The 21,580-nt window shown below is 74.2% G+C and carries 21 protein-coding genes; 7 read left to right on the top strand and 14 right to left on the bottom strand.

The annotated features are described in order from the left end of the window. Nucleotides 1-12: 12 nt before the first annotated feature. Complete coding sequence (pdxR, locus tag AC3ET3_RS17085) at nucleotides 13-1,572, bottom strand: MocR-like pyridoxine biosynthesis transcription factor PdxR (protein ID WP_435612427.1); 1,560 nt, start codon at nucleotides 1,570-1,572, stop codon at nucleotides 13-15. Between the two features lie 47 nt (nucleotides 1,573-1,619). Between pdxR and AC3ET3_RS17080 the strand changes: the two genes are divergently transcribed. Beyond that, a complete protein-coding gene (locus AC3ET3_RS17080; protein WP_432136882.1) occupies nucleotides 1,620-2,618 on the top strand; it encodes a DMT family transporter in 999 nt (332 codons plus the stop codon). Nucleotides 2,619-2,670: 52 nt separating this feature from the next. Here AC3ET3_RS17080 and AC3ET3_RS17075 read toward each other — a convergent pair whose 3' ends face one another. Beyond that, a complete protein-coding gene (locus AC3ET3_RS17075; RefSeq protein ID WP_432136956.1) occupies nucleotides 2,671-3,501 on the bottom strand; it encodes an alpha/beta fold hydrolase in 831 nt (276 codons plus the stop codon). Between the two features lie 242 nt (nucleotides 3,502-3,743). Between AC3ET3_RS17075 and AC3ET3_RS17070 the strand changes: the two genes are divergently transcribed. Further along, on the top strand, nucleotides 3,744-4,505 hold the full coding sequence (locus AC3ET3_RS17070; RefSeq protein ID WP_432136883.1) for a GntR family transcriptional regulator: 762 nt from the start codon (nucleotides 3,744-3,746) through the stop codon (nucleotides 4,503-4,505). 171 nt (nucleotides 4,506-4,676) lie between these two features. Here AC3ET3_RS17070 and AC3ET3_RS17065 read toward each other — a convergent pair whose 3' ends face one another. The 3 genes from AC3ET3_RS17065 to AC3ET3_RS17055 all read right to left on the bottom strand — a co-directional run bounded on the left by AC3ET3_RS17065 (nucleotide 4,677) and on the right by AC3ET3_RS17055 (nucleotide 7,866). Then, entirely contained in the window at nucleotides 4,677-5,846 is a 1,170-nt protein-coding gene (locus tag AC3ET3_RS17065; RefSeq protein ID WP_432136957.1) for an ROK family transcriptional regulator, read from the bottom strand. Nucleotides 5,847-5,946: 100 nt separating this feature from the next. Continuing rightward, complete coding sequence (locus tag AC3ET3_RS17060) at nucleotides 5,947-6,609, bottom strand: response regulator transcription factor (protein ID WP_435612426.1); 663 nt, start codon at nucleotides 6,607-6,609, stop codon at nucleotides 5,947-5,949. A gap of 102 nt (nucleotides 6,610-6,711) precedes the next feature. Next, on the bottom strand, nucleotides 6,712-7,866 hold the full coding sequence (locus tag AC3ET3_RS17055) for a sensor histidine kinase (RefSeq protein ID WP_432136885.1): 1,155 nt from the start codon (nucleotides 7,864-7,866) through the stop codon (nucleotides 6,712-6,714). A gap of 108 nt (nucleotides 7,867-7,974) precedes the next feature. On the opposite strand from AC3ET3_RS17055, the gene AC3ET3_RS17050 reads away from it, so the two are divergent. From AC3ET3_RS17050 to AC3ET3_RS17040, 3 genes are read left to right on the top strand one after another with little or no spacing between them, the layout of a single operon-like run. Then, nucleotides 7,975-8,895 (top strand): ATP-binding cassette domain-containing protein, encoded by a 921-nt coding sequence (locus AC3ET3_RS17050; RefSeq protein WP_432136886.1) that lies wholly within the window; start codon nucleotides 7,975-7,977, stop codon nucleotides 8,893-8,895. A 2-nt stretch (nucleotides 8,896-8,897) separates the two neighbouring features. Beyond that, complete coding sequence (locus AC3ET3_RS17045) at nucleotides 8,898-9,623, top strand: ABC transporter permease (protein ID WP_432136887.1); 726 nt, start codon at nucleotides 8,898-8,900, stop codon at nucleotides 9,621-9,623. A 56-nt stretch (nucleotides 9,624-9,679) separates the two neighbouring features. Further along, a complete protein-coding gene (locus tag AC3ET3_RS17040) occupies nucleotides 9,680-10,123 on the top strand; it encodes a hypothetical protein (protein WP_432136888.1) in 444 nt (147 codons plus the stop codon). On the opposite strand, the gene mug is transcribed toward AC3ET3_RS17040, so the two are convergent. The 8 genes from mug to AC3ET3_RS17000 all read right to left on the bottom strand — a co-directional run bounded on the left by mug (nucleotide 10,101) and on the right by AC3ET3_RS17000 (nucleotide 19,768). Then, nucleotides 10,101-10,679 carry a G/U mismatch-specific DNA glycosylase gene (gene mug / locus AC3ET3_RS17035; RefSeq protein WP_432136889.1) on the bottom strand — a complete coding sequence of 193 codons (579 nt, stop codon included), beginning with the start codon at nucleotides 10,677-10,679 and terminating at the stop codon, nucleotides 10,101-10,103. The two genes, AC3ET3_RS17040 and mug, sit on opposite strands and share 23 nt — an antisense overlap. 13 nt (nucleotides 10,680-10,692) lie before the next feature. Continuing rightward, nucleotides 10,693-12,135, bottom strand: coding sequence for an adenylosuccinate lyase (gene purB / locus AC3ET3_RS17030; protein WP_432136890.1), 1,443 nt, complete (start codon nucleotides 12,133-12,135; stop codon nucleotides 10,693-10,695). A gap of 73 nt (nucleotides 12,136-12,208) precedes the next feature. After that, nucleotides 12,209-13,000: an SGNH/GDSL hydrolase family protein gene (locus AC3ET3_RS17025; protein WP_432136891.1), complete on the bottom strand. Its 792-nt coding sequence runs from the start codon at nucleotides 12,998-13,000 to the stop codon at nucleotides 12,209-12,211. Nucleotides 13,001-13,165: 165 nt separating this feature from the next. Further along, on the bottom strand, nucleotides 13,166-14,179 hold the full coding sequence (locus AC3ET3_RS17020; protein ID WP_435612425.1) for a hemolysin family protein: 1,014 nt from the start codon (nucleotides 14,177-14,179) through the stop codon (nucleotides 13,166-13,168). After that, entirely contained in the window at nucleotides 14,176-15,633 is a 1,458-nt protein-coding gene (locus AC3ET3_RS17015) for a hemolysin family protein (RefSeq protein WP_432157110.1), read from the bottom strand. Before AC3ET3_RS17015 ends, AC3ET3_RS17020 begins: the two co-directional genes overlap by 4 nt. A 174-nt stretch (nucleotides 15,634-15,807) precedes the next feature. Further along, a complete protein-coding gene (locus tag AC3ET3_RS17010; protein ID WP_432136894.1) occupies nucleotides 15,808-16,233 on the bottom strand; it encodes a GNAT family N-acetyltransferase in 426 nt (141 codons plus the stop codon). A gap of 120 nt (nucleotides 16,234-16,353) precedes the next feature. After that, entirely contained in the window at nucleotides 16,354-18,921 is a 2,568-nt protein-coding gene (locus AC3ET3_RS17005) for an ABC transporter permease (protein ID WP_435612424.1), read from the bottom strand. Between the two features lie 4 nt (nucleotides 18,922-18,925). Further along, a complete protein-coding gene (locus AC3ET3_RS17000; protein WP_432136896.1) occupies nucleotides 18,926-19,768 on the bottom strand; it encodes an ABC transporter ATP-binding protein in 843 nt (280 codons plus the stop codon). Between the two features lie 222 nt (nucleotides 19,769-19,990). On the opposite strand from AC3ET3_RS17000, the gene AC3ET3_RS16995 reads away from it, so the two are divergent. Both AC3ET3_RS16995 and AC3ET3_RS16990 read left to right on the top strand, forming a co-directional pair. Next, complete coding sequence (locus tag AC3ET3_RS16995; RefSeq protein ID WP_435612423.1) at nucleotides 19,991-20,242, top strand: toxin-antitoxin system HicB family antitoxin; 252 nt, start codon at nucleotides 19,991-19,993, stop codon at nucleotides 20,240-20,242. Between the two features lie 4 nt (nucleotides 20,243-20,246). Then, a complete protein-coding gene (locus AC3ET3_RS16990; protein ID WP_432136898.1) occupies nucleotides 20,247-20,621 on the top strand; it encodes a fic family toxin-antitoxin system, toxin component in 375 nt (124 codons plus the stop codon). 3 nt (nucleotides 20,622-20,624) lie between these two features. On the opposite strand, the gene AC3ET3_RS16985 is transcribed toward AC3ET3_RS16990, so the two are convergent. After that, a complete protein-coding gene (locus AC3ET3_RS16985) occupies nucleotides 20,625-21,290 on the bottom strand; it encodes a class I SAM-dependent methyltransferase (protein WP_432136899.1) in 666 nt (221 codons plus the stop codon). Between the last annotated feature and the right edge of the window lie 290 nt (nucleotides 21,291-21,580).

Raw genomic sequence — 21,580 nt, 5'->3', positions numbered from 1 at the left:
GCCGCACCCCGTTCACCGCGCCGTGGCCTCGGCCAGCATCCGTACGCCGTCCCGGATCCGCGCGGGCGGCAGATGCGCGTAGCCGAGCACGAGCTGCACCCGCCCCCCACCGGATCCGCCGGCACGCACGCGTGCCGCGGGCGGAGCGCCGCCCCGCGCGGGTCGTCCGTCCGGTCGTCCGTCCGCTCGGTCGTCCGGTCGTCCGTCCGATCGGTCGTGCGCGTAGTCCGCGAGGGTGCGTACCGACACGCCGGCCGCCTGCGCCCGGGCGGCGAACTCCGCCTCGGGGCCGTGCCGTCCCGGCAGCGAGGCGATGACGTGCAGGCCCGCCGCGATGCCGGTGACCCGCGAACCGGGGAAGTGCTCCCGCAACGCCGCCACCAGGGCGTCGCGCCGCTCCCGGTACGCCCGTTGGCAGCGGCGCAGCTGACGGTCGTAGTCGCCGCGTTCCAGGAACCGCGCGAACAGCGCCTGGTCCAGCGTGGGATGGCCGAGATCCATGGTCCGCTTCCGCTCGACGACGTCCTCCGCCAGCGACTCCGGCACCAGCAGCCAGCCCAGCCGCAGCCCGGGCGCCAGCGACTTGCTCACCGACCCGGTGTACGCCACCCGCTCCGGGTCCAGCCCCTGCAGGGCACCCACGGGCGCGCGGTCGTAGCGGAAGTCGCCGTCGTAGTCGTCCTCCAGGACGTAACCGTCCACCGCCCGCGCCCACTCCAGCAGCCGGGTCCTGCGGCGCGCCGAGTACGCGAGACCGGTGGGGAACTGGTGCGCCGGCGTCGTCACCACGGCCCGCACCCCCGACGCGGCCAGCGGACCGAGAGCCAGTCCCTCGCCGTCCAGCGGCAGCGGTACGGCGGTCATGTCGGCCGCCGCGTACAGCGCGCTGTGCTGCGGGCTGCCCGGATCCTCCACCCCGACGGCGTCCAGCCCGCGCGCGTGCAGCACGCAGCCGAGCAGCGCGCTCGCCTGGGCGACCCCGGAGACCACCACGATCCGCTCGGGGTCGGCGACCACACCCCGGCGCCGGGCCAGCAGCTCGGCCAGCGCGGTGCGCAGCCGGGGCAGTCCGCGCGGGTCGGGATAGCCGAGCTCGTGGTGCGCCAGGTCGGCCAGCACCGCGCGCTGCGCCGCGGCCCAGGCGGGGCGCGGGAACAGCGACAGGTCCGGGGTGCCGGGCACGAAGTCCGCCCGCGCGCCGGGGACCCGGGGCGCGAGGTCCCGGGCGCGCGGCCGGGCCGCCCGAGCGGCACCGCCCACCCAGGTCCCGGCACCCCGGCCGCTGCGCAGATAGCCCTCCGCCGTCAGCTGCTCGTACGCCTCGGTGACCAGGCCCCGGGACACCCCGAGGTCGGCGGCGAGGTCCCGGCTCGACGGCAGCCGGGTGCCCGGCGCGAGCCGCCCCGAGCGCACCGCCTCGCGCAGCGCGGCCTGCAACGCGCGCCCACGCGCGCGTGCCGGCGCCGACACGGCCGGCAGCAGCACCTCCCAGGCGGCGGACGGGGTGGCCGACAGGTCCTCCTCGCCGGCCGACGCGGCGGAGCCCTGCGGATTGGTCCGTGATGACGCCATGGAAGTGGACCTTAAACCGGACCGCCGCCGCTCCTAACGTCAGTGGCATGAACCCCACCGCCTCGCGCGGAGCGCTCCTCGCCGCGCTCGCCTGCGTTCTCGTCGGCGCCTCCTTCACCGCCAACAGCGTCCTCGGCGACTACCCGTACGCCGGCGGGCAGACCCTGCGCTACGGCCTGGCCTGCCTGCTCCTGCTGCCACTGGCCCGCGGGGGCGTCAGAGCCCGCCTGCGCGCCCTCACCCGGCGCCAGTGGCTGCGCCTCGCGCTGCTCGCGGCCGTCGGAAACGTCGGCTTCAACCTCGCCGTCCTCGCCGCCGAACGCACCGCCGAACCGGCCGTGCCCGGCGTCCTCGTCGGCTGCGCACCGGTGGTCGTGGCGGTCCTCGTCCCCCTCCTGGAGGGCCGTCGGCCACGCCGCGCCGTCATGTACGGGGCGTCGCTGGTGGCGGTCGGCGCCTTCACCGTGCAGGGCTGGGGCCGTACCGACGCCATGGGCCTCGTCTGGTCCGTCTGCGCCCTGGGCGGCGAGGTCGGCTTCGCCGTGCTCGCCGTGCCGGTGCTGCGGCCGCTGGGTCCCCGGCTGCTGTCCGCCACGGTGTGCGGGCTCGCGGCGGCCGAGTCCGCGCTGGCCGGCGTGGCGCTGGACGGCGGCGCGTGGCTGCGCCGGCCGGACGCGGTGGAGAGCGCCGCCCTGCTGTGGCAGGCGGTCGTCGTCACCGTCATCGGCTTCGTGTGCTGGTACATGGCCATCCAGCGCATCGGCGCCGAACGCGCCACCCTGTTCTCCGGCCTCATCCCCGTCGCCGCCGCCTGCACCGCTCCCCTCGTCGCCACGGGGTCCTACGGCCCCGCCCAGGCGGTGGGCAGCGCCCTGGTGGGCACCGGGGTCGCCCTGGGCTCGGGTGCTCTCAGCCGGGCCCGGCGGGCGCCCGGCGCGACGGCCGCCGGCCCCGCCGAGGCCGACGCCCCGAGCCCGCAGCCCCGGCCCGCCGAGGGGGACGCCGCTGCCTCCGTGCCGGCGCCGTCGGCCGGCCCCCGCCGCTGAGGCCTGGCGGCCGGGGGCCCGGCGGTGGCGTCGGGCCCCCGGCGGTGCCGGCTCATCGGCTCCCGTCGAGGATCACCCGTGCCACCAGCGCCGGGTCGTCGTTCATCGGGCAGTGCCCGCAGCCCGGGAGGCGCACCAGGCGGGCGTGGGGGACGACCTGCTTCGCCCGGACGCCCTGGCGGGGCACCAGCAGCATGTCCCGGCTGCCCCAGGCCACGGTGACCGGCAGTCCCGCCAGCGGGTCGGTGAACCGTACGGTCGTCCCCGCCCGCAGCGTCGCGTCGAAGCCGGTCGCCCCCGCCAGCGCCCGTGTCTCCGCGACCACGGCCTCGGGCGAACGGCGCGCGGGCCGGGCGTAGATGGTGCTCGTCAGGGCGGCACGGCCGGCCGCCGACCGCGCCATGCGCTCCACCAGCGGCAGCGGCAGCCGCCGGGAGATCCGCCGCATCGCGAGCAGGACCCCGAACGCGTAACGCCGTTCGGCCGGTGACCAGAACCCGGCCGGGGACAGCGCCGTGACCGACCGCACCTGCCGCGTGCGGCCGAGTTCCAGGGCGAGGAGACCGCCGAGCGAGTTGCCCGCCACGTGCGGCCGGTCCAGCTCCAGCGCCTCGCACAACGCGCCCAGCACGGCGTTCGTCGTGGCCAGGTCGTGGGCCAGCGGCTCCGGGAGTGCCGGAGACGCCCCGAACCCGGGCAGGTCCACCGCGATCACCTCCCGCTCGGCGGCCAGGATGTCCACCACCGGATCCCACGCCTGGCGGTGGTGACCGATGCCGTGCAGCAGGAGCAGCGGCTCCCCGCTGCCCACGCGCGCGTACGACACGGTCACCGGTCGTGGACCCTCGGAGGAGGGGACCTTGAAGGTGACGGTCTCGGACACCGGCGACACGGGTGACACGGGTGGCATGGGGGACATCGGTACTCCTCGTCCGGGCGGGCTGACGGATGCCGTGAGACAGCTTGTCAGCTACCGCTACCCGCCGGTAGCCCCCTGCTTCCGCCCGACTCGCATTGGTATTGACCAAGGGTTGGGGCCGCCCTATGGTCGCAGACAAGTGCAACAACCTTTAATAAACAAGGGCGCGAAAACGCCGCCGGGCCACGGCGATTGCGGAGGACAGGGTGGGGACCACGCAACTGGAAACGGTGCCGGAGCCGAAATACTGGCATCTCAGGACCGTGCTCAGCGAAGCGCTGGAGAACGAGTTCTCGGTGGGCGAGATCCTGCCGAACGAACGGGAACTGGCCGCCCGTTACGGCGTGGCCCGTGCCACGCTCCGCCAGGCGCTCGAACAGCTCGAACTGGAGGGCAGGCTGCAGCGCCGGCGCGGCGTCGGCACCACGGTCGCGCCGCCGCGCGTGGGGGTCGCCGTCGGCACCGCCGGACAAGCCTGGCCCGGCGCCGGGGACGACGGCTGGCAGCCCGTCGACTGTACGCTCGCCGCCCCGCCCGCCGCGGTCGCGGAGACCCTGGTCAGCGGACGCGACGAGCCCGTCCACACCGTGCGCCGCTCCCGGGTCTCCCACGGACAGCCCGTCGCCGCGGAACTGCTCTACGTACCGCGGTCCTCGGTGCCCGACCTCACCGCCATCGACACCCCGCCCGGCGGCGCACGCGCGCGCGTGGTGCTGCGCGAGCTGCAACGGCTCCGGCTCGACAGCCAGGAGCGCGCGGTGGAGCTGGGCTCGGCCCGCGCGGACGACGCCAAGGAGCTCGACCGGCTGCCCGGCGCGCCCGTCCTGGTGGTCACCACGCGCTTCGTCGCGGAGGGCCGTACCGCGGCCCTCTCCGTCGCCACGTACCGCGCTGACACGTGTCGACTGACGTTCGGCGACTCGGGCGGCGTCGAGATCCACCACGGACCGCAGCGCCAGGCTTCCTGACACCCCCTCGGACCCCACGACCGTCGGTCACGGCTGCGGTCGTGGGGACGGCCTGCCGCCCGCGCGTCCCCTCCAGGAGTCCGGGACGCGGGCCGTACGGCCGTCACCGTCGCCGCGAGGGCGGATGACCGTCACCCTCGCCCAGGCCGGATGACCGTCACTCCGGCGCCGTCACCGGCGTACCGCCCGCCCCGCCGTCACCGTGCCCTCGACGGCGAAGAGCTGCTCCTCCACGTGGTCCAGCGCCAGCCGCAGCGCGCCCGTGGCCACCGCCGCCTCGCCCAGCAGCGACAGCGCGACCTTGGGCGGGCGCAGACAGTACCGGGCCAGTTCCCGGCGCAGCGGCTCCAGCACACCGTCCAGGCCGGCCGCCCAGCCGCCCACCACGACCAGCTCCGGGTCGAGGGCCAGCACCAGCGCGGCCACGTCGTGCACCAGCCGCTGGATGAACCGGTCCACGGCCGCCCGGGCACCCTGGTCGCCCTCGCGCGCCTTGGCGAAGACCGCGGCGACGGCCTGCTCGTCGAGCGGGTGCAACGGCTCGCCCGTGGTCGACAGCAGCGCCTCCGGCGTGACGTCCCGGCCGAGCAGATGCAGCGCCCCGATCTCCCCGGCCGCCCCGCCGTAGCCGCGGTGCAGCCGCCCCCCGATCAGCGACCCGGCGCCGGGGCTCAGGCCGGCGAGGACGAACACCACGTCGTCGGACTCGGTGGCGGATCCCTTCCAGTGCTCGGCCACGGCCGCCGCGTTGGCGTCGTTCTCCACCAGCACCGGGCACTTGAAGGAGCGGCTCAGCCGCTCACCGAGCGGCAGCCCGGTCCACTCCGGCAGCGCGGTGCCCAGCCGGATCCGGCCATCCGCCTCCACGATGCCCGGGGTGGCCGCCCCCACCGCGCGCAGCGAACCGCGTGGCACGCCCGCCCGGCGCAGCAGCTCGGCGACCGCCGTGCGCAGCCGCTCCAGGCGCTCGTCCGCCGGTGCGGCCGGGTCGACGTCCTTGGCCTGCGCGCCCATCACCCGCCCGTCCAGATCGGAGAGGAGCGCGGCCACCCGGTGGGGCCCGATCTCCAGACCGAGCAGATGTCCGGCCTCCGCCCGGAACCGGAACCGCCGGGCCGGCCGCCCCTGCCGCCGGGCCGCGCCCTCCTCGGCCGCCTTCTCCACCACCAGCCCGGCCGCGATGAGGTCCTCGACCACACCCTCCACGGTCGGCCGGGACAGCCCCGTCACCCGGGTGATCTCGGTCAAGGTCGCGCAGTCCGTGGCACGCAGCGCGTGCAGCACCACCGCGGAGTTGATCCTTCGCAGCAGCGAGGGATCCCCGCCGGTCAGCCGCCCCACCGTCCGTCCTCCCGGGTCGTGCGCGATGTTGGCCGGATCGTACTCGTCGCGGCGCACCCCGGCGAGCGCGGGCACCCGGTGGCATCGCCCGCCGCCGTCCTCACCCCGGTGTCACGAAGCCCGACTCGTACGCCTCGATCACCGCCTGCGTGCGGTCCCGCGCCCCCAGCTTCGCCAGCACCGCGCTCACATGCGACTTGACCGTCTGCGTGCCCACCACCAGCCGGGCCGCGATCTCCGCGTTGGACAGCCCACCCGCCATCAGCCGCAGCACCTCGGCCTCCCGGTCGGTCAGCCGGGCCCGGGCGGGCAGGTCACCGGCCGCGCGGCAGGCGTCGGCGCCGCCGTACTCGGCGGCCAGCCGCCGCACCGACGCCGGGAACAGCAGCGACTCGCCCTCGGCGACCAGCCGCACGGCGTGCACGATCTCGGCCGGCCGGGCCCGCTTCAGCAGGAACCCGTCGGCGCCTGCGCGCAGCGCCTCGTAGACGTACTCGTCGTTCTCGAAAGTGGTCACGACCAGGATCTTCGGCGGGTCGTCGACCGTGCGCAGCACGGCACGCGTGGCCTCTATGCCGTCCAGGAGCGGCATCCGCACGTCCATGGCGACCACGTCCGGCCGCAGTCGCCGCACCAGCGGGATCACCGCCGCTCCGTCGGCCGCCTCGCCGACCACCTCGATGTCGGGCTGCGCCTCCAGTACGGCGCGCAGACCGGCGCGCACCAGGGGTTCGTCGTCGACGAGGAGCACGGTCACCGGCATCCGCCCAGCCTAGTGGCCCCGCAGGACCCTCCTCGGCCGGCCAGGAGCCGCGTCCTTCGCCAGGCCGGGGGCCGCGTCCGACGCCTGCCGCGAGGCACGGGATCAGCCCAGCGGCAGCTCCGTGCGCACCAGCCAGTCGCCCCCGTCGGGGCCGGTCAGCGCCCGGCCACCCAGCAGCGCGGCCCGCTCCCGGATGCCCCGCAGCCCGCTGCCGCGCCCCGGACCGGGAGCGGCGGCGGGCAGCGGACTGCGCACCTCCAGGTCCAGTACGTCGGAGGCGACGTCGACACGCACGCGCACGGGAACCGCCCCCGCGTGCCGCAACACGTTCGTCAGCGCCTCCTGAAGGATGCGGTACCCCTCCCGGGACACCGGTGCGGGAACCCTCTCCAGAGCCCCCGTCAGCTCCACGTCGACCTCGGCGCCGGACGCGCGTGCCGACTCCAGCAGCCGGCCGGCGTCGGCCAGGGTCGGACGGCCGCTCACCGGGCGGCCGTCCTCCCGCAGGACGCCCAGCACCCGATCCAGGTCCTCGAGCGCGGTCCGCCCGGTCTCCTCGATGGCCCGCAGAGCCCGGTCGGTGAACCGGGGGTCGCCCGCCGCGCGCGCCGCGCCCGCCTGGACCACCGCCACCGTCAGCGCGTGCCCGATGGAGTCGTGCAACTCGTGGGCGATGCGGTTGCGCTCCAGCAGCTGCTCGGTGCGCTCCTCCAGCGCGGCCAGCCGTTCGGCCGCCGAGGGGCCGAGCAGGGCACGGGCCGCCGTCGTGATCAGTTCCCCCAGACCGGCCACCGCGCCGTAGAGCGCGACGAGCGGCACGGGCGCCAGGAGCGCCCACGCCCTGTGCGCGGGCAGCTCACGCACGACCGGCACGGCGCCGTCCGGGTGGCCGGCCGCGGCGGCGACCAGGTCGACGGTCAGCATCGGCAGCCACACGCAGACCAGCACGGTCAACGCTCCCAGGGCCATGCGCGTTTCGAGCCACAGCACGGTTCGCGCGCGGTCCTGCCAGGTGACCGACGGCGCGAGCGAGAAGCCCGCGTCCCGCTCGCCGGGGGTGAGCAGCCACTGTGCCTGGACCCCCTCGCCGGCCCGCACCGCCGGGATCAGCCCGACCGGCACCAGCACCAGCGCCGGCACCCACGGTGTCGACAGATCGATGAACAACCACACGCTCACGATCAGCATCGGCACCCACAGGTGCAGCAGACGCGTGTAGGTCGCCCCCCTGGTCAGGGGGCGCAGAAGCCGGGTCATCCGGCCATCGTGCCAGCCACCGCCGACGGCCACCTCCCCCGAGCGGGGGAGACGATCTCCACCGCCGGGGGAGGCCCCCACCGGGCGCGGACGGCCAGGCTGACGGCCATGACCAGCATCGACCTCAAGGACCTCACCAAGGACTACGGCGCCCGCCGGGCCGTGGACCACCTCACCGTCCGGGTACGGCCCGGCCGCGTCACCGGGTTCCTCGGACCCAACGGCGCCGGCAAGTCCACCACCATGCGGCTGGTGCTCGGCCTGGACCGGCCGACCTCCGGCTCCGCGACCCTCGGCGGCCGCCCCTACGCCACCCTTCCCGAACCCCTGCGCCACGTGGGCGCGCTGCTCGACCCGCAGGCCGCGCACGGCTCCCGGACCGGCCGGGACCACCTGCGCGTCCTGGCCGCGGCCAACCGGATCCCGGACCGCCGCGTGGACGAGGTGCTGGAGCGGACGGGCATCGCGTCGGTGGCCCGGCGCCGGGTGCGCACATACTCCCTCGGCATGCGCCAGCGGCTCGGCATCGCCGCCGCCCTCCTCGGCGACCCCGGGGTGGTGATGCTCGACGAGCCGTCCAACGGCCTCGACCCCGAGGGCATCGTCTGGATCCGCACGCTGCTGCGCCGCCTGGCCGAGGAGGGCCGCACGGTCCTGGTCTCCAGCCACCTGATGAACGAGACCGCGTCCTTCGCCGACCACCTCGTCGTCCTCGGCCGGGGCCGTCTGCTGGCCGACACCCCGCTGCGCGACTTCGTCCACGCGCGGGTGCGACCCGGAGTCAGGATCCGCACCACGGACGCCGCCGCGCTCGAGGCCGCCCTCTCCCGCCATGGCCACCGGGCGGCACCGCACGCCGACGGGCACTGGACGGTGGCCGGCGCGCGCGTGGACGACATCGGCCGCATCACGTCCGCCGCGGGCGTGCCCCTGCTCGAACTGGCCGCCGAGGAGGCCACCCTGGAACAGGCGTACCTCGATCTCACGGCAGCCGAAACCGAGTTCACCGCCCGGCCGCAGGAGGTCTGACCATGGAGTTCGCACCGGTGTTCCGCGCCGAGTGGCTGAAGATCCGTACGTTGCGCTCGCTCCTCGGGTCGCTGGCGGCGCTGTTCGTCGTGACGACGGCGTTCTCCGTGTCGGCGGCCGCCGCCGACACCGCGGACCCGGACTTCGACCCGTTGTTCACGGCCCTGGCCGGGGTGCTGCCCGGCCAGATCGCGGCCGTCTCCTTCGGGGCGCTGGCGGTGTCGTCGGAGTACCACGGGGGTGCGCTCCGGCTCTCGCTCGCCGCGGTACCGAGGCGCGGGCGGTGGTTCGCGGCCAAGCTGGCGGCCGTCGCCGCACCGACCCTGCTGGTCGGTCTGTGCACCGCGTGCGCCGCCCTGGCCGTGGCGCGGGCGGGGCTCGGCGGGGCGGCGGACGGGCTCACCGCGGGGCAGCAGACGCGCGGCGTCGTGGGCTGCGGGATCTACCTCATGCTGATGGCGCTGCTCGCGGCGGGCCTGACGGCGCTGCTGCGCAGCGGCGTCGCGACCCTGTCGCTGCTGATCCCGTTCATCCTGGTGGTGTCGTTCGTGATCGGCGACGCGGCGGGCACCGTCGCGGACTTCCTGCCGGACCGGGCGGGGCAGGTCGTCCTCCACGGCACGTCCGACGGTCCTCTCGGGCCGTGGACGGGGCTCGCGGTGACCGCCCTGTGGACGGCTGCCGCCCTCGCGGCGGGCGCGTGGAGCGTGCGGCGCAGGGACGCCTGACACGGCGCCGGGCTGACGCCCCGCCAATTGTCAGTGGCCGGGGCTTTACTGGAGGCATGGACATCGCACGCTGCCTGGACACCATCGACGTGCTGTGTGCCCGTGACCTCGCACAGGCGCCCGGCAGGACGGACGCCGGCGAGGCGGGCCCCGGCTACCTCATAGCGGAGTTAGCGACCAGCGACGACTTCTGGGACGACGACGGGACGGCACGGGAGGCGACAGAGGAGCAGTACGAGGCGGACCGGGACGGTCTGACGGAGCGGCTGACCGCCCGCTGGGGACCCCCGGACCGCTTCGGCCTGGCCGGCGTGCTGATCCGGTCCATGGAGGGCGAGGAGATACCGGAGCCCTGGCACGCCCTCAGCAACCACGTGCCGGACCTGCACCTGTGGCGCCTCCCGGGCTCGGACCGCTGGGTCGCCCTGGGCGTCTCCCAGTGGGACAAGGAACTGCCCTTCCAGCTCCTCGCGGTCGTCACCGAGGTCGATCCGCCCTGAGCGGCTCCTCGCGTGCGGCCGCCCGCAGCCGCGCGAACTCCTCGGCCATGGTCGCCGCCGTCCAGTGCGCGTTCAGCCCGCTGGGGTTGGGCAGCACCCACACGCGCGTGCCGTCGCCGACGGTCCGCTTCTGCGGTCCCACCTGTGCCTTGCGGTCGTCGAAGGCCGCCCGGTAGGCCGTCACCCCGACCACCGCCAGCCAGCGCGGCCGCAGCCGCGCCACCTTCGCGGTGAGCAGCCGCCCGCCCTCCCGGTACTCCTCGGCCGTCAGCTCGTCGGCCCGGGCGGTGGCCCGCGCCACGACGTTGGTGATGCCGAGCCCGTACGACAGCAACTCGCCCTGCTCGGCCGGTCGCAGCAGCCGCGGCGTGAAACCGGACAGGTGCAGCACCGGCCAGAAGCGGTTGCCGGGGCGGGCGAAGTGATGGCCGGTGGCGGCCGTCATCAGCCCGGGGTTGATCCCGCAGAACAGCACGTGGAGGCCCTCCGCGACCAGGTCCGGGACGAGCCGGTCGCGGGCGGCCTCCAGCTGCGCCGGGGTGAAGCGGGGGGTCATCGCCGGCCGGGGGTCAGAGGATCGCCCCGGGCGTGTAGCCGGCCGCCTCGGGACGCTGCTTGACGATCTCCTCGATCCGGCCGACGACCGTGGTGACCTGGTCGGCGGCGGCACCGGTGAAGGACAGCTTGTCGGCCATCAGCGCGTCCAGCTCGGCCCGGTCCAGCGGCAGCCGCTCGTCGGCGGCCAGCTTGTCCAGGAGCTCGTTGCGCTCGGCGCCCTGCTCGCGCATCGCCAGCGCGGACGCCACCGCGTTCTCCTTGATCGCCTCGTGTGCGAGCTCGCGGCCCACACCGGCGCGGACCGCACCCATCAGCACCTTGGTGGTCGCCAGGAACGGCAGATAGCGGTCCAGCTCGCGCGCCACGACCGCCGGGAAGGCGCCGAACTCGTCGAGCACCGTCAGGAAGGTCTCCAGCAGCCCGTCGAGAGCGAAGAACGCGTCCGGCAGGGCGACCCGGCGCACCACCGAGCAGGAGACGTCGCCCTCGTTCCACTGGTCTCCGGCCAGCTCGCCGGTCATCGACGCGTAGCCGCGCAGGATGACCATCAGGCCGTTGACGCGCTCGCACGACCGGGTGTTCATCTTGTGGGGCATCGCCGAGGAACCGACCTGGCCCGGCTTGAACCCCTCGGTCACCAGCTCGTGCCCGGCCATCAGCCGGATCGTCTTCGCCAGCGACGACGGCGCGGCCGCCAGCTGCACCAGCGCGGTCACCACCTCGTAGTCCAGCGAGCGCGGGTAGACCTGGCCGACCGAGGTGAACGCCTGCGAGAAGCCCAGGTGGCCCGCGATGCGCCGTTCCAGCTCGGCCAGCTTGGCGGCGTCGCCGCCCAGCAGGTCCAGCATGTCCTGAGCGGTGCCGACCGGGCCCTTGATGCCGCGCAGCGGGTAGCGGCCGAGCAGTTCCTCGACCCGGCCGTGGGCGACCAGCAGCTCGTCGGCGGCGGTCGCGAAACGCTTGCCGAGGGTGGTGGCCTGCGCGGCCACGTTGTGGGAGCGGCCGGCCATGACCAGCTCGCCGTACTCGGCGGCGAGCTTGCCCAGCCGCGCCAGCACCGCGACCGTACGGTCGCGGATCAGCTCCAGGGACAGCCGGATCTGCAGCTGCTCCACGTTCTCCGTCAGGTCCCGGGAGGTCATGCCCTTGTGCACCTGCTCGTGCCCGGCGAGGTCGTTGAACTCCTCGATCCGCGCCTTCACGTCGTGCCGGGTGACCTTCTCGCGCTCGGCGACGGAGGCCAGGTCGACCTGGTCCAGGACGCGCTCGTAGTCGGCGATCGCCGCGTCCGGCACCTCGATGCCGAGGTCCTTCTGGGCCCGCAGCACGGCGAGCCAGAGCTGACGCTCCAGCCTCACCTTCTGCTCGGGCGACCAGAGCGTGGCGAGCTCGGCGGAGGCGTACCGTCCGGCGAGGACGTTGGGGATGCGGGGCTTGGCGGGAGCAGCAGTCACGTGTCCAGAGTCTACTGGCGGTTCGTGCAGGCCAGCGCCATGGCTCCGTTCGGCGGAAGCTACGAGACGGCCGTCACGCCTCGGCGTCGGCGGCCGGCTCGTACGGCAGCAGCTCGGGCCGCTTCGCCGGCCGGCCGTCACCCGAGGAGCGGCCGGTCAGGCGACGGCCTATCCAGGGCAGCAGATGCTGCCGGGTGAAGCGGGCGTCGGCGGCGCGGCGGGCGACCCACCCGGGCGGCGCCGTCGCCGGTATCGGGGCGTGCCACCGCGGATCCTCCGGCGGGTAGCCGAGGCGTTGCCAGACCGCCTCGGCCACCCGGCGGTGCCCTTCCGCCGTCAGATGCAGCCGGTCGACGTCCCACATGCGCGGGTCGCCGAGCGCGGGAGCGCCGTAGAGGTCGACGACGACGGCGCCGTGCCGCTCGGCGAGGTCGTCGACGCAGGTGAACAGCTCCTCCATGCGCGGCCGGAACCGTTCCAGGACGGGCCCCTGCCGGCCCGGGCTGCGCATCAGCACCAATTGCTTGCAGGACGGGGCGAGCCGCTCGACCGCCTCCGTCAGCAGGCCCTTGACCCGGCCCATGTCGCACTTGGGGCGCAGGGTGTCGTTGAGGCCGCCGACCAGGGTGATCACATCGGCGCCCATCGCGGCCGCGACCCCCACCTGCTCCTCGACGATCTGGCTGATGAGCTTGCCGCGCACCGCGAGGTTGGCGTACCGGAAACCGGGCGCGCCGGCGGCCATCCGGCCCGCCAGCAGGTCGGCCCAGCCCCGGTAGGAGCCGTCGGGCATCAGATCCGACATGCCTTCGGTGAAGGAGTCGCCGACCGCGACCAGGCTGGAGTACATGGGGTTCGTCGTCATGGCGTCAGCGATGGTAACCCGGACACATACCCAGCGGTCGGTCGGCCTTAGGGCGGGCGGGCCTGCGAGGTGGCGGTCTTCATCGAGGACGCGGTCGACGAAGAGCACGTCCGGTACGGCGAAGACCGGCCTCCCCCGCCCGGCGGCGGAGGCCGGTCGGCCCGCTCACGCCCGCTGGCCGAACAGCTCGCGCAGCACGTCCTCCATCGTCACCAGCCCCGCCATCCGCCCGTCGGTGCCGAGCACGGCGGCCAGATGGGTACGGCTGCCCCGCATCGCGGTGAGCACGTCGTCCAGGGGCGTGGCCTCACGTACGCGTGCGATGGCGCGCATGTCCTGCAGTCGGAACGGCATGTCCCGCGGCGAGGTCTCCAGCGCGTCCTTGATGTGGAGGTAGCCGACGATGTGGCGCTCCTCGTCGACGACGGGGAAACGGGAGAACCCGGTCCCGGCGGACAGCCCCTCCAGCTCCTCGGGCGTGACGCCCACGCGCGCGTAGACGACGCGCTCCAGCGGCAGGACGACGTCGCGCACCGGCCGGCGGCCCAGCTCCAGTGCGTCGTGCAGCCGTTCCTGGGCGCGGTCGTCGATCAGGCCGGCCTCACCGGCGTCCTTGACGATCTGCGCCAGCTCGGCGTCCGAGAAGGTCGCCGCGACCTCGTCCTTGGTCTCGACGCGCAGCAGCCGCAGCAGGCCGTTGGCGAACGCGTTGACCGTGAAGATCACCGGGCGCAGCGTCCGCGCCAGGGTGACCAGCGGCGGCCCGAGGAGCAGCGCGCTGCGTACCGGCTCCGCGAGCGCGATGTTCTTCGGCACCATCTCGCCGAGCAGCATGTGCAGGTATGTGGCCAGCGCCAGCGCGATCACGAAGGACACCGCGTGCCCCGCGCCCTCGGGGACGCCCACCGCGTGGAACACCGGTTCCAGCAGGTGCGCGATCGCCGGCTCGGCGACCACGCCGAGGACCAGGGTGCACAGCGTGATGCCGAGCTGCGCGGCCGCCATCAGCGCGGAGACGTGCTTCAGCCCCCACAGCACGCTGCGCGCGCGCCGGTCGCCCTGCTCGGCGTACGGCTCGATCTGGGAGCGGCGGACGGAGATCAGGGCGAACTCCGCCCCGACGAAGAAGGCGTTGAGGACCAGGGTCGCCAGGGCGATCAGCAGCTGGACGGCGGTCACTTGTCGGCCTCCTGCCCGAAGGTCCCGGACGTCTTGTGCGTCCGGTGCGGCCGGTGCGGCCGGTGGCGCGGTTCTCGTGCCTCATGCGGCTCGGGCGGGGGTTGCGGCGCCTGCCGAGTCTCCCGCGTCCCGTACTCCTCCGCCTCGTCGTCGAGCGGCGCGCGCAGCAGGACCCGAGCGGCCCGGTGGCCGGAGGCGTCCACCACGTCCAGCCGCCACCCGGCGACCTCCACGGTGTCGCCGACGGCCGGTATCCGGCCCAGCTCGGTGGCGACGAGGCCCGCGAGCGTCTCGTACGGGCCCTCGGGGGCCTTGAGGCCCACGCGCGCGAGCTGGTCGGTGCGGGCGGCTCCGTCGGCCGAGAACAGCGCGTGGCCGGCGTCGTCGGAGCCCGCCGGGGCGAGGTCGGGCGTCTCGTGCGGGTCGTGCTCGTCGCGGACCTCGCCCACGACCTCCTCGACGATGTCCTCCAGGGTCGCCACCCCGGCCGTGCCGCCGTACTCGTCGATGACGACGGCCATGGTGCGCCGGCCGCCCAGCCGGTCCAGCAGCCGGTCCACGGTCAGGGACTCGGGCACCAGCAGCGGCTCGCGCATGATGTCGGAGACGGGCACGCGCGCGCGGCGCTCGGCGGGAACGGCCAGCGCGTCCTTGATGTGCGCGGTGCCGACGACCGCGTCCAGGCCGCCACGGTGGACGGGGAACCGGGAGAGTCCGGTGGCCCGGGTCGCGTTGGCCACGTCCTGGCAGGTCGCCTGGGCGTCGAGGGCGATGACCTGGACACGCGGCGTCATCACGTTCTCCGCGGTCAGGTCGGCCAGGTTCAGCGTGCGCACGAACAGCTCGGCGGTGTCCGGCTCCAGCGCGCCCTCCTTGGCGGAGTGCCGGGCCAGCGCCGCCAGTTCCTGCGGGCCGCGGGCCGAGGCGAGCTCCTCGGCGGGCTCCAGCCCGAAGCGGCGCACGATCCGGTTGGCGGTGTTGTTGAGATGGCTGATGAAGGGCCGGAACGCCGCGGTGAACCAGCGCTGCGCCGAGCCCACCCGCCGGGCCACCGTCAGCGGTGTCGAGATGGCCCAGTTCTTGGGCACCAACTCGCCGACGACCATCAGGAACACCGTGGACAGGGCGGTGCCCAGCACCAGCGCCAGCGAGCGGGACGTGGAGTCCGACAGTCCGACCGACTCCAGCGGTCCGGAGATCAGCGCGGCGATCGACGGTTCCGCGAGCATGCCGACGACCAGGTTGGTGACGGTGATGCCGAGCTGGGCGCCGGAGAGCTGGAACGTCAGGCTCCGTACGGCCTTGAGGGCACCCGCGGCGCCACGCTCACCCCGCGCCGCGGACCGCTCCAGAGCGCTGCGCTCGACGGTGGTCAGCGAGAACTCGGCGGCCACGAAGGCGCCGCAGGCGAGCGAGAGCAGAACCGCCACCAGCAGCAGAAGCACTTCCGTCATCGGGTCACCTCCGTCCCAGCATCGGACAGGGTGCGCGGGAACGCGCGACGGCGCGTACTGGGAGGTTCGCCCATGGGAGGACGCTCACGACCTTTCATACGGGAGCGAGTGCTCCACCCATGGTAAAGGATCGGCAAAGTGTCGTGCCGTGCGTCAGGTGACGAAGCGTCGGACTCAGTCCGCCAGCGGTCGCACCCAGCGCCGCCACCGCTCCTGCGGCGCGTAGCCCGCCGCCTCCCAGGCCCGGTGCGCCGTCTCGTTGCGGACCAGCACCATCGCGTCCGCGCGCCGCCCGCCCAGCTGGACGAACCGCTCGTGGGCCGCCGCGAGCAGCGCCGAGCCGATGCCCCGGCGGCGCCGGTCCGGATGCACCGCCAGCCGGTACAGGTGGCAGCGCCAGCCGTCGAACCCGGCGATCACCGTGCCGACCAGTCGCCCGCCCTCCTCCGCCAGCAGCAGGGCTTCCGGGTCACGGGAGACCAGCCGCTCCACCCCGTCCCGGTCGTCGCTGATGCTCGTGCCTTCCGCGGCGGTCCTCCAGAAGGCGAGCACGAGGTCCAGGTCCTCGGGCGTGGCCGCCCGTACACGCAGGTCAGTCATGATCGGATCCCAGCAGAGCCCGGGCGGACGCACCGGCGATTCCAGCATGCGGACGGCCGCTCGGGGACCACCCGGAACAAACGGCCGACTCCGCGGCGGGGGCGGACGGCCGCCCCCGCTTCACTCGTGCGCGATCGCCGCCAGCACGTTCATGCGGGACGCCCGCAGCGCCGGGAGCAGGGCCGCGACCACCCCGACGACCGCCGAGCCGATCACCACCGCGACCATCGTGCCCCACGGGATCGCCAGCGCCTCCATGCCCTGCAGCGCCAGAACCTGCTGGATGCACAGGCCCCACACCAGTCCCAGCGCCAGCCCCAGCACCGCTCCGAACACCGCGATCACCACCGACTCCAGCCGGATCATCCGCCTCAGCTGCCGCCGGGCGAGTCCGATGGCCCGCAGCAGCCCGATCTCCCGGGTGCGCTCCACCACCGACAGGGCGAGGGTGTTGACCACGCCGAGCACCGCGATGATGATCGCCAGTCCGAGCAGCGCGTACACCAGGTACAGCAGCACCGCGATCTGGTCGTGCACCAGTTGCTTGTAGTCGGCCTGGTCGCGCACCTGCACCTGCGGATACGGGTCCAGGCTGCGCTCCAGCCGGGTGCGCAGCGTGTCGGCGTCCGTGCCGTCGGCGGCGTTGACGTACAGCACGGAGTCCTGGCCGCGGGGTACGTACTTCTCGGCCGTGGCGATGCCGAAGAACATCCCGCCCTCCATGCCGAAGCCCTCGGCGGCGTCCTGGTCGGTGAGCGCGCCGACCGTCAGCTCGGTGCGCTGTCCGCCCGGGAACTCCACGGGCAGCACGCTGCCCGTGCGCACGTCGTGGTCCTTCGCGAACTGGACGTCCATCGCGATGTGACCCGGCGCCAGCGCCGCCGCCGAGTCGCCGCTCGCGTAGGTGATGTGCGCGATGTCGTCCACCTGCGCGTCGTATCCGGCGGCGGTCGTCGTGACCCGTTTCCCGTCCGGCAGGGTCACGGCGAGGGGAGCGAACCGCTGCCGCACGACCAGCCCGACGCCGTCGGTGTCGCGCACCGCGTCGGTGACCTCCTGGGAGAACGGGGTGAAGTTGGTGTTCTGGACGATGAAGTCGGCGCCCAGCGTCTTGTCGATCTGCTCGTCGAAGGACTTGGTCATGGAAGCGCTCGCCACCGACATCCCGCCCACCAGGGCCAGTCCCACCATCAGAGCCGCCGCCGTGGCACCGGTGCGCCGGGGATTGCGCAGGGCGTTGCGCTGGCTCATCCGGCCGATCGAGCCGAACAGGGCGGGGAAGGCCCCGCCCAGCACCCGGATCACCGGCCGCACCAGCAGCGGACCGGCGATCACGGTCGCGACCAGGGTGAGGACCACGCCCAGGCCGAGAAGCGAGGCGGCCGAGGAGGTCTTGGTGGCTGCGGCGCACCCCGCCAGCGCGGCGGCGCCGAACGCCCCGACGACCGAGCCGACGACCGCCCGCACCTTCAGCGGGCGGCCCACGCCGGCCATCTCGGCGTCCGTCAGCGCGGCCATCGGGGAGACGGTGGCGGCGCGGCGGGCCGGCAGATAGGCGGCGACGAAGGTCACGCCGAGGCCGACGGCGTACGCCGCGACGGGCGTGCCCCACCCGATGACCATCTCGGTGGCCTTCAGGTTCATGCCGAACGTGCCCATCAGCTTGATCAGCCCCGCCGCGAGGCCGATGCCGGTGGCCAGACCCAGCGTCGAGCCGACCAGGCCGAGCAGGACCGCCTCGGTGAGCACCGAGCGGCGCACCTGGCGGCGGTCGGCACCCAGGGCGCGCAGCAGCCCCAGCTCCCGGGTGCGCTGGGCGATCAGCATGGAGAACGTGTTGACGATGAGGAACACACCCACCAGGACGGAGATCCCGGCGAACCCCAGCATGACGTACTTGATCACGTCGAGGAATCCGCCCAGTTCCGCGGCGGCCGACTCGGCCTGCTCGTCGGCGGTCTTCACCTCGTACGTGCCCGAGCCGAGCGCCGCCGCGACCCGCTGCTTCAGCTCGGCGTCCGACACGCCCGGCGCCGCGTCCACCGAGATGGCGGTGGCCCGGTCCGCGGACCCGAGCAGCTTGACCGCGGCGGCCTCCGGATCGAGGAAGACCAGGGCGGCACCGGGGTTGGTGGTGGTGAAGGTGGCGATGCCGACGACCTCCACCTCGAAGGAGCCGGGCTGGGCCAGCACGGTGAGGGTGTCGCCGATACCGAGGTGCTTCTTGTCGGCTGTGTCCGCGTCGAGGATGGCCTCGTCCGCGCCGCGCGGGGCGTGCCCGGAGGTGAGTTCGACCGGGCTGCGGTCGGTGACGTACCAGTCGACGGCGATCGTGGGGGCGCCGGTCGTCGGGCCGACGTTCTCGTTGCGGCTGTCGACGACCGTGATGTTCTCGACGGCCACTTCGGCGTGCGCCGAGGCGACGCCGGGGACACCGCGCACCCGGTCGACGAGCGAGGCGGGCACGGTCTGGACCGCGCCCGTGGGAACGGAGGAGTCGAGGTCGTCCTTCGGCTCCACCGTCACGTCGGCCGCGGTCGACGCGAAGAGCCGGTCGAACGTCCGGGTCACCGTGTCGGAGAAGATCAGACTGCCCGCGACGAACGCCACCGACAGCAGCACGGCGAGGGCGGACAGCAGCAGCCGCCCCTTGTGGGCGAGAAAGCTTCTGAGCGTGGCCTTCAGCACCGGCTCAGTCCTCTCGGCGGGTGTCGTCGGCCGGGCCCGTGCCCGGGGCGGCCTCGGTGCCGTCCGCCTTGCCGCGGATCGCGTCGAAGCGTTTCATCCGTTCCAGCACCGCCTCCGCCGTCGGCTGCTCCATCTCGTCCACGATCCGCCCGTCGCCCAGGAACAGCACCAGGTCGGAGTGGGCGGCGGCGCCCGGGTCGTGGGTGACCATGACGACCGTCTGGCCCAGCTCGTCCACGGACTTGCGCAGGAAGCCCAGCACCTCGAGGCCGGCCCGCGAGTCGAGGTTGCCGGTCGGCTCGTCGGCGAAGATCAGCTCGGGGCGGGAGACCAGGGCCCGCGCGCAGGCCACCCGCTGCTGCTGGCCGCCGGAGAGCTGGGTGGGCCGGTGGCCAAGACGGTCCCGCAGCCCGAGCGCGTCGACGACCTCCCGCAGCCACGCCTGATCGGGTTTGCGCCCGGCGATGTCCATGGGCAGCGTGATGTTCTCGGCGGCGGTCAGCGTGGGGATCAGGTTGAAGGACTGGAAGACGAACCCGACCCGGTCGCGCCGGAGCCGGGTCAGCTCGCGCTCCCGCAGCCCCGTGATCTCGGTGTCGCCGAGCCAGACCTGCCCGGCGGAGACGCTGTCGAGCCCGGCCAGGCAGTGCATCAGTGTGGACTTCCCGGACCCCGAGGGGCCCATCACGGCGGTGAAACGCCCGCGCATGATGTCCACGTCGACCGAGTCCAGGGCCACCACGGCGGTCTCACCCGTGCCGTACGCCTTGGTCAGGCCGCGGGCGCGGGCCGCGACCCCATCGGCCTCGGCCAGACCGGGAGCGTGCTGCGCGACTGGGGTGGACAAGGCGGCCTCCTCGTACGCGGGAACGTTGCTGGATCTCCGGCCGAGCCTAATGTGGCGCACCGGGCGGCCGGTATCGTTCCGGCGGCCGATGTCGTTTCGTGCTCAGGTCTTGTCCCGGATTCTCGTGTAAGGGGCATGCTCCATCCGGGGGAGGAGTCGCGGCCCGGTGCCCCGCCCGGGGCACTCTTGCCGGTACTAGCGCTCCGGCGCTAGCGTCGGGACATGGCCAAGACCCAGCTGAACGTACGCGTCGACGAGGGCACCGCCCGGGCCGCCCGCGAACGCGCGCTCGCGCGCGGCATGAGCGTCAACCGCTACATCGAAGAGCTGGTCAGACAGGACACCGGAGACACCGGGCACACCTTCGTCGAGGCCGCCGCCGACTTCATGAAGCAGTACGAGGCCGTCTTCGCGGAGGAGTTCGGCGCCGATCGCCGGAGCACCCGCGACGGCGCCCGCGAAGACCGCCGCTGAACCGTTGGGCGAGCTGAAGATCGACCTCGCCTGGCTGCTGATGCTCGCCGAGCAGCGGACGCCGGGGGACCCCCAGGTCACCGACTGGGGCGCCCTCGTCGCCGCCGTCGCACGCCATCAGGCCGAAGTACTCGGCCGCCCCGTCTACGGCACGCCGTACGAGCGGGCCGCGTCACTGCTGCAACTCCTCATCCACGTCCCGGCGCTGGAGCACTCCAACGCGCTGTTCGCGTCGGCGGTCGCCTACGCCTGTCTGGTGGCCGGCGGGCTGAAGGTGGTCACCTCCGCCGAGCAGGTCCGTGACCTGGCCCGGCTGGTCAAGAGCGGCGAAGCGTCGGTGGACGACATCGCGCGTGAGCTGCGCGCGTGGTGCGAGTGAGCCTCACGCTCCGGGGTCCGCGGACCGGCGTGCCGAACCCAGCGCACAGTACGAACTGGGCAGCGCGGGACCCTTCTCCGGCACCACCAGCCGCCGGTACGGGCCGGTCTCGAAACCGGCGGCCCCGATCTCGGCCACCGGGTCCCGCCCCACATGACAGCCGCCGAACAGCCGGGGCCACACGGTCCGGTCCAGGGCGCGCTGGGTCAGCCGCATGGCCCGGCCGCCGCCCCGCCCGTGCTCGAAGAACCGCAGTTCACCGCCCGGTTTCAGGACCCGCCGGATCTCCCGCAGCGCGCGCTCCGCGTCCCGCACGCTGCACAGCACGAGCGACAGCACGGCGGCGTCGAACGCCTCGCTCTTGACCGGCAGCGCCTCCGCCATGCCGGGCGCCACGTCCACCGGGACCTCCGCGCGCCGGGCCGCCGTCAGTGCGGCCTCCCGCAGCCGGCGTTCCGGTTCGATCGCCACCACCTCGGCGACGGTGCGCGGATAGTGGGCGAAGTTCAGCCCGTTGCCCGCGCCGACCTCGATCACCCGGCCGGACAGCCCAGCCAGCAGTTCGGTCCGCAGCGGCCCGACCACAGGCTCCGCGGTCACGCTCCAGCGGGCGTAGAAACGGGCGAAGAGGGGGTGGTGGACGGCGTCCTTGGCGGCTGCTGACGACATGACGGACCTCCTGCGGGCGGATACCGCTACCGCGATTCTGCCCTCGCACGCCCGGGGCCACCCCCACGGCCGCGGCCCCGCCGCGGGCGAGCCGGGTCAGGTGCTGCGGCGCCCCGGGCCGCCACGCCCGCCCGGGCGGTGCCGCGACGGCGCCGACGACACCCCGGACCCGTGGGCCGGCCCCGCGCAGCCCTACGCCTTCCTGCCCGCCGCTCCCCGGCCGACGGACCGACGAAACCGGTGGCGGAGCCGTTTCCGCACCGGACAGGGGCGGGGCGTACGGCGTGGCG

It is taken from the genome of Streptomyces sp. bgisy159 (genome assembly GCF_057707805.1).
This window is presented reverse-complemented; position numbering and strand designations above follow the sequence as displayed.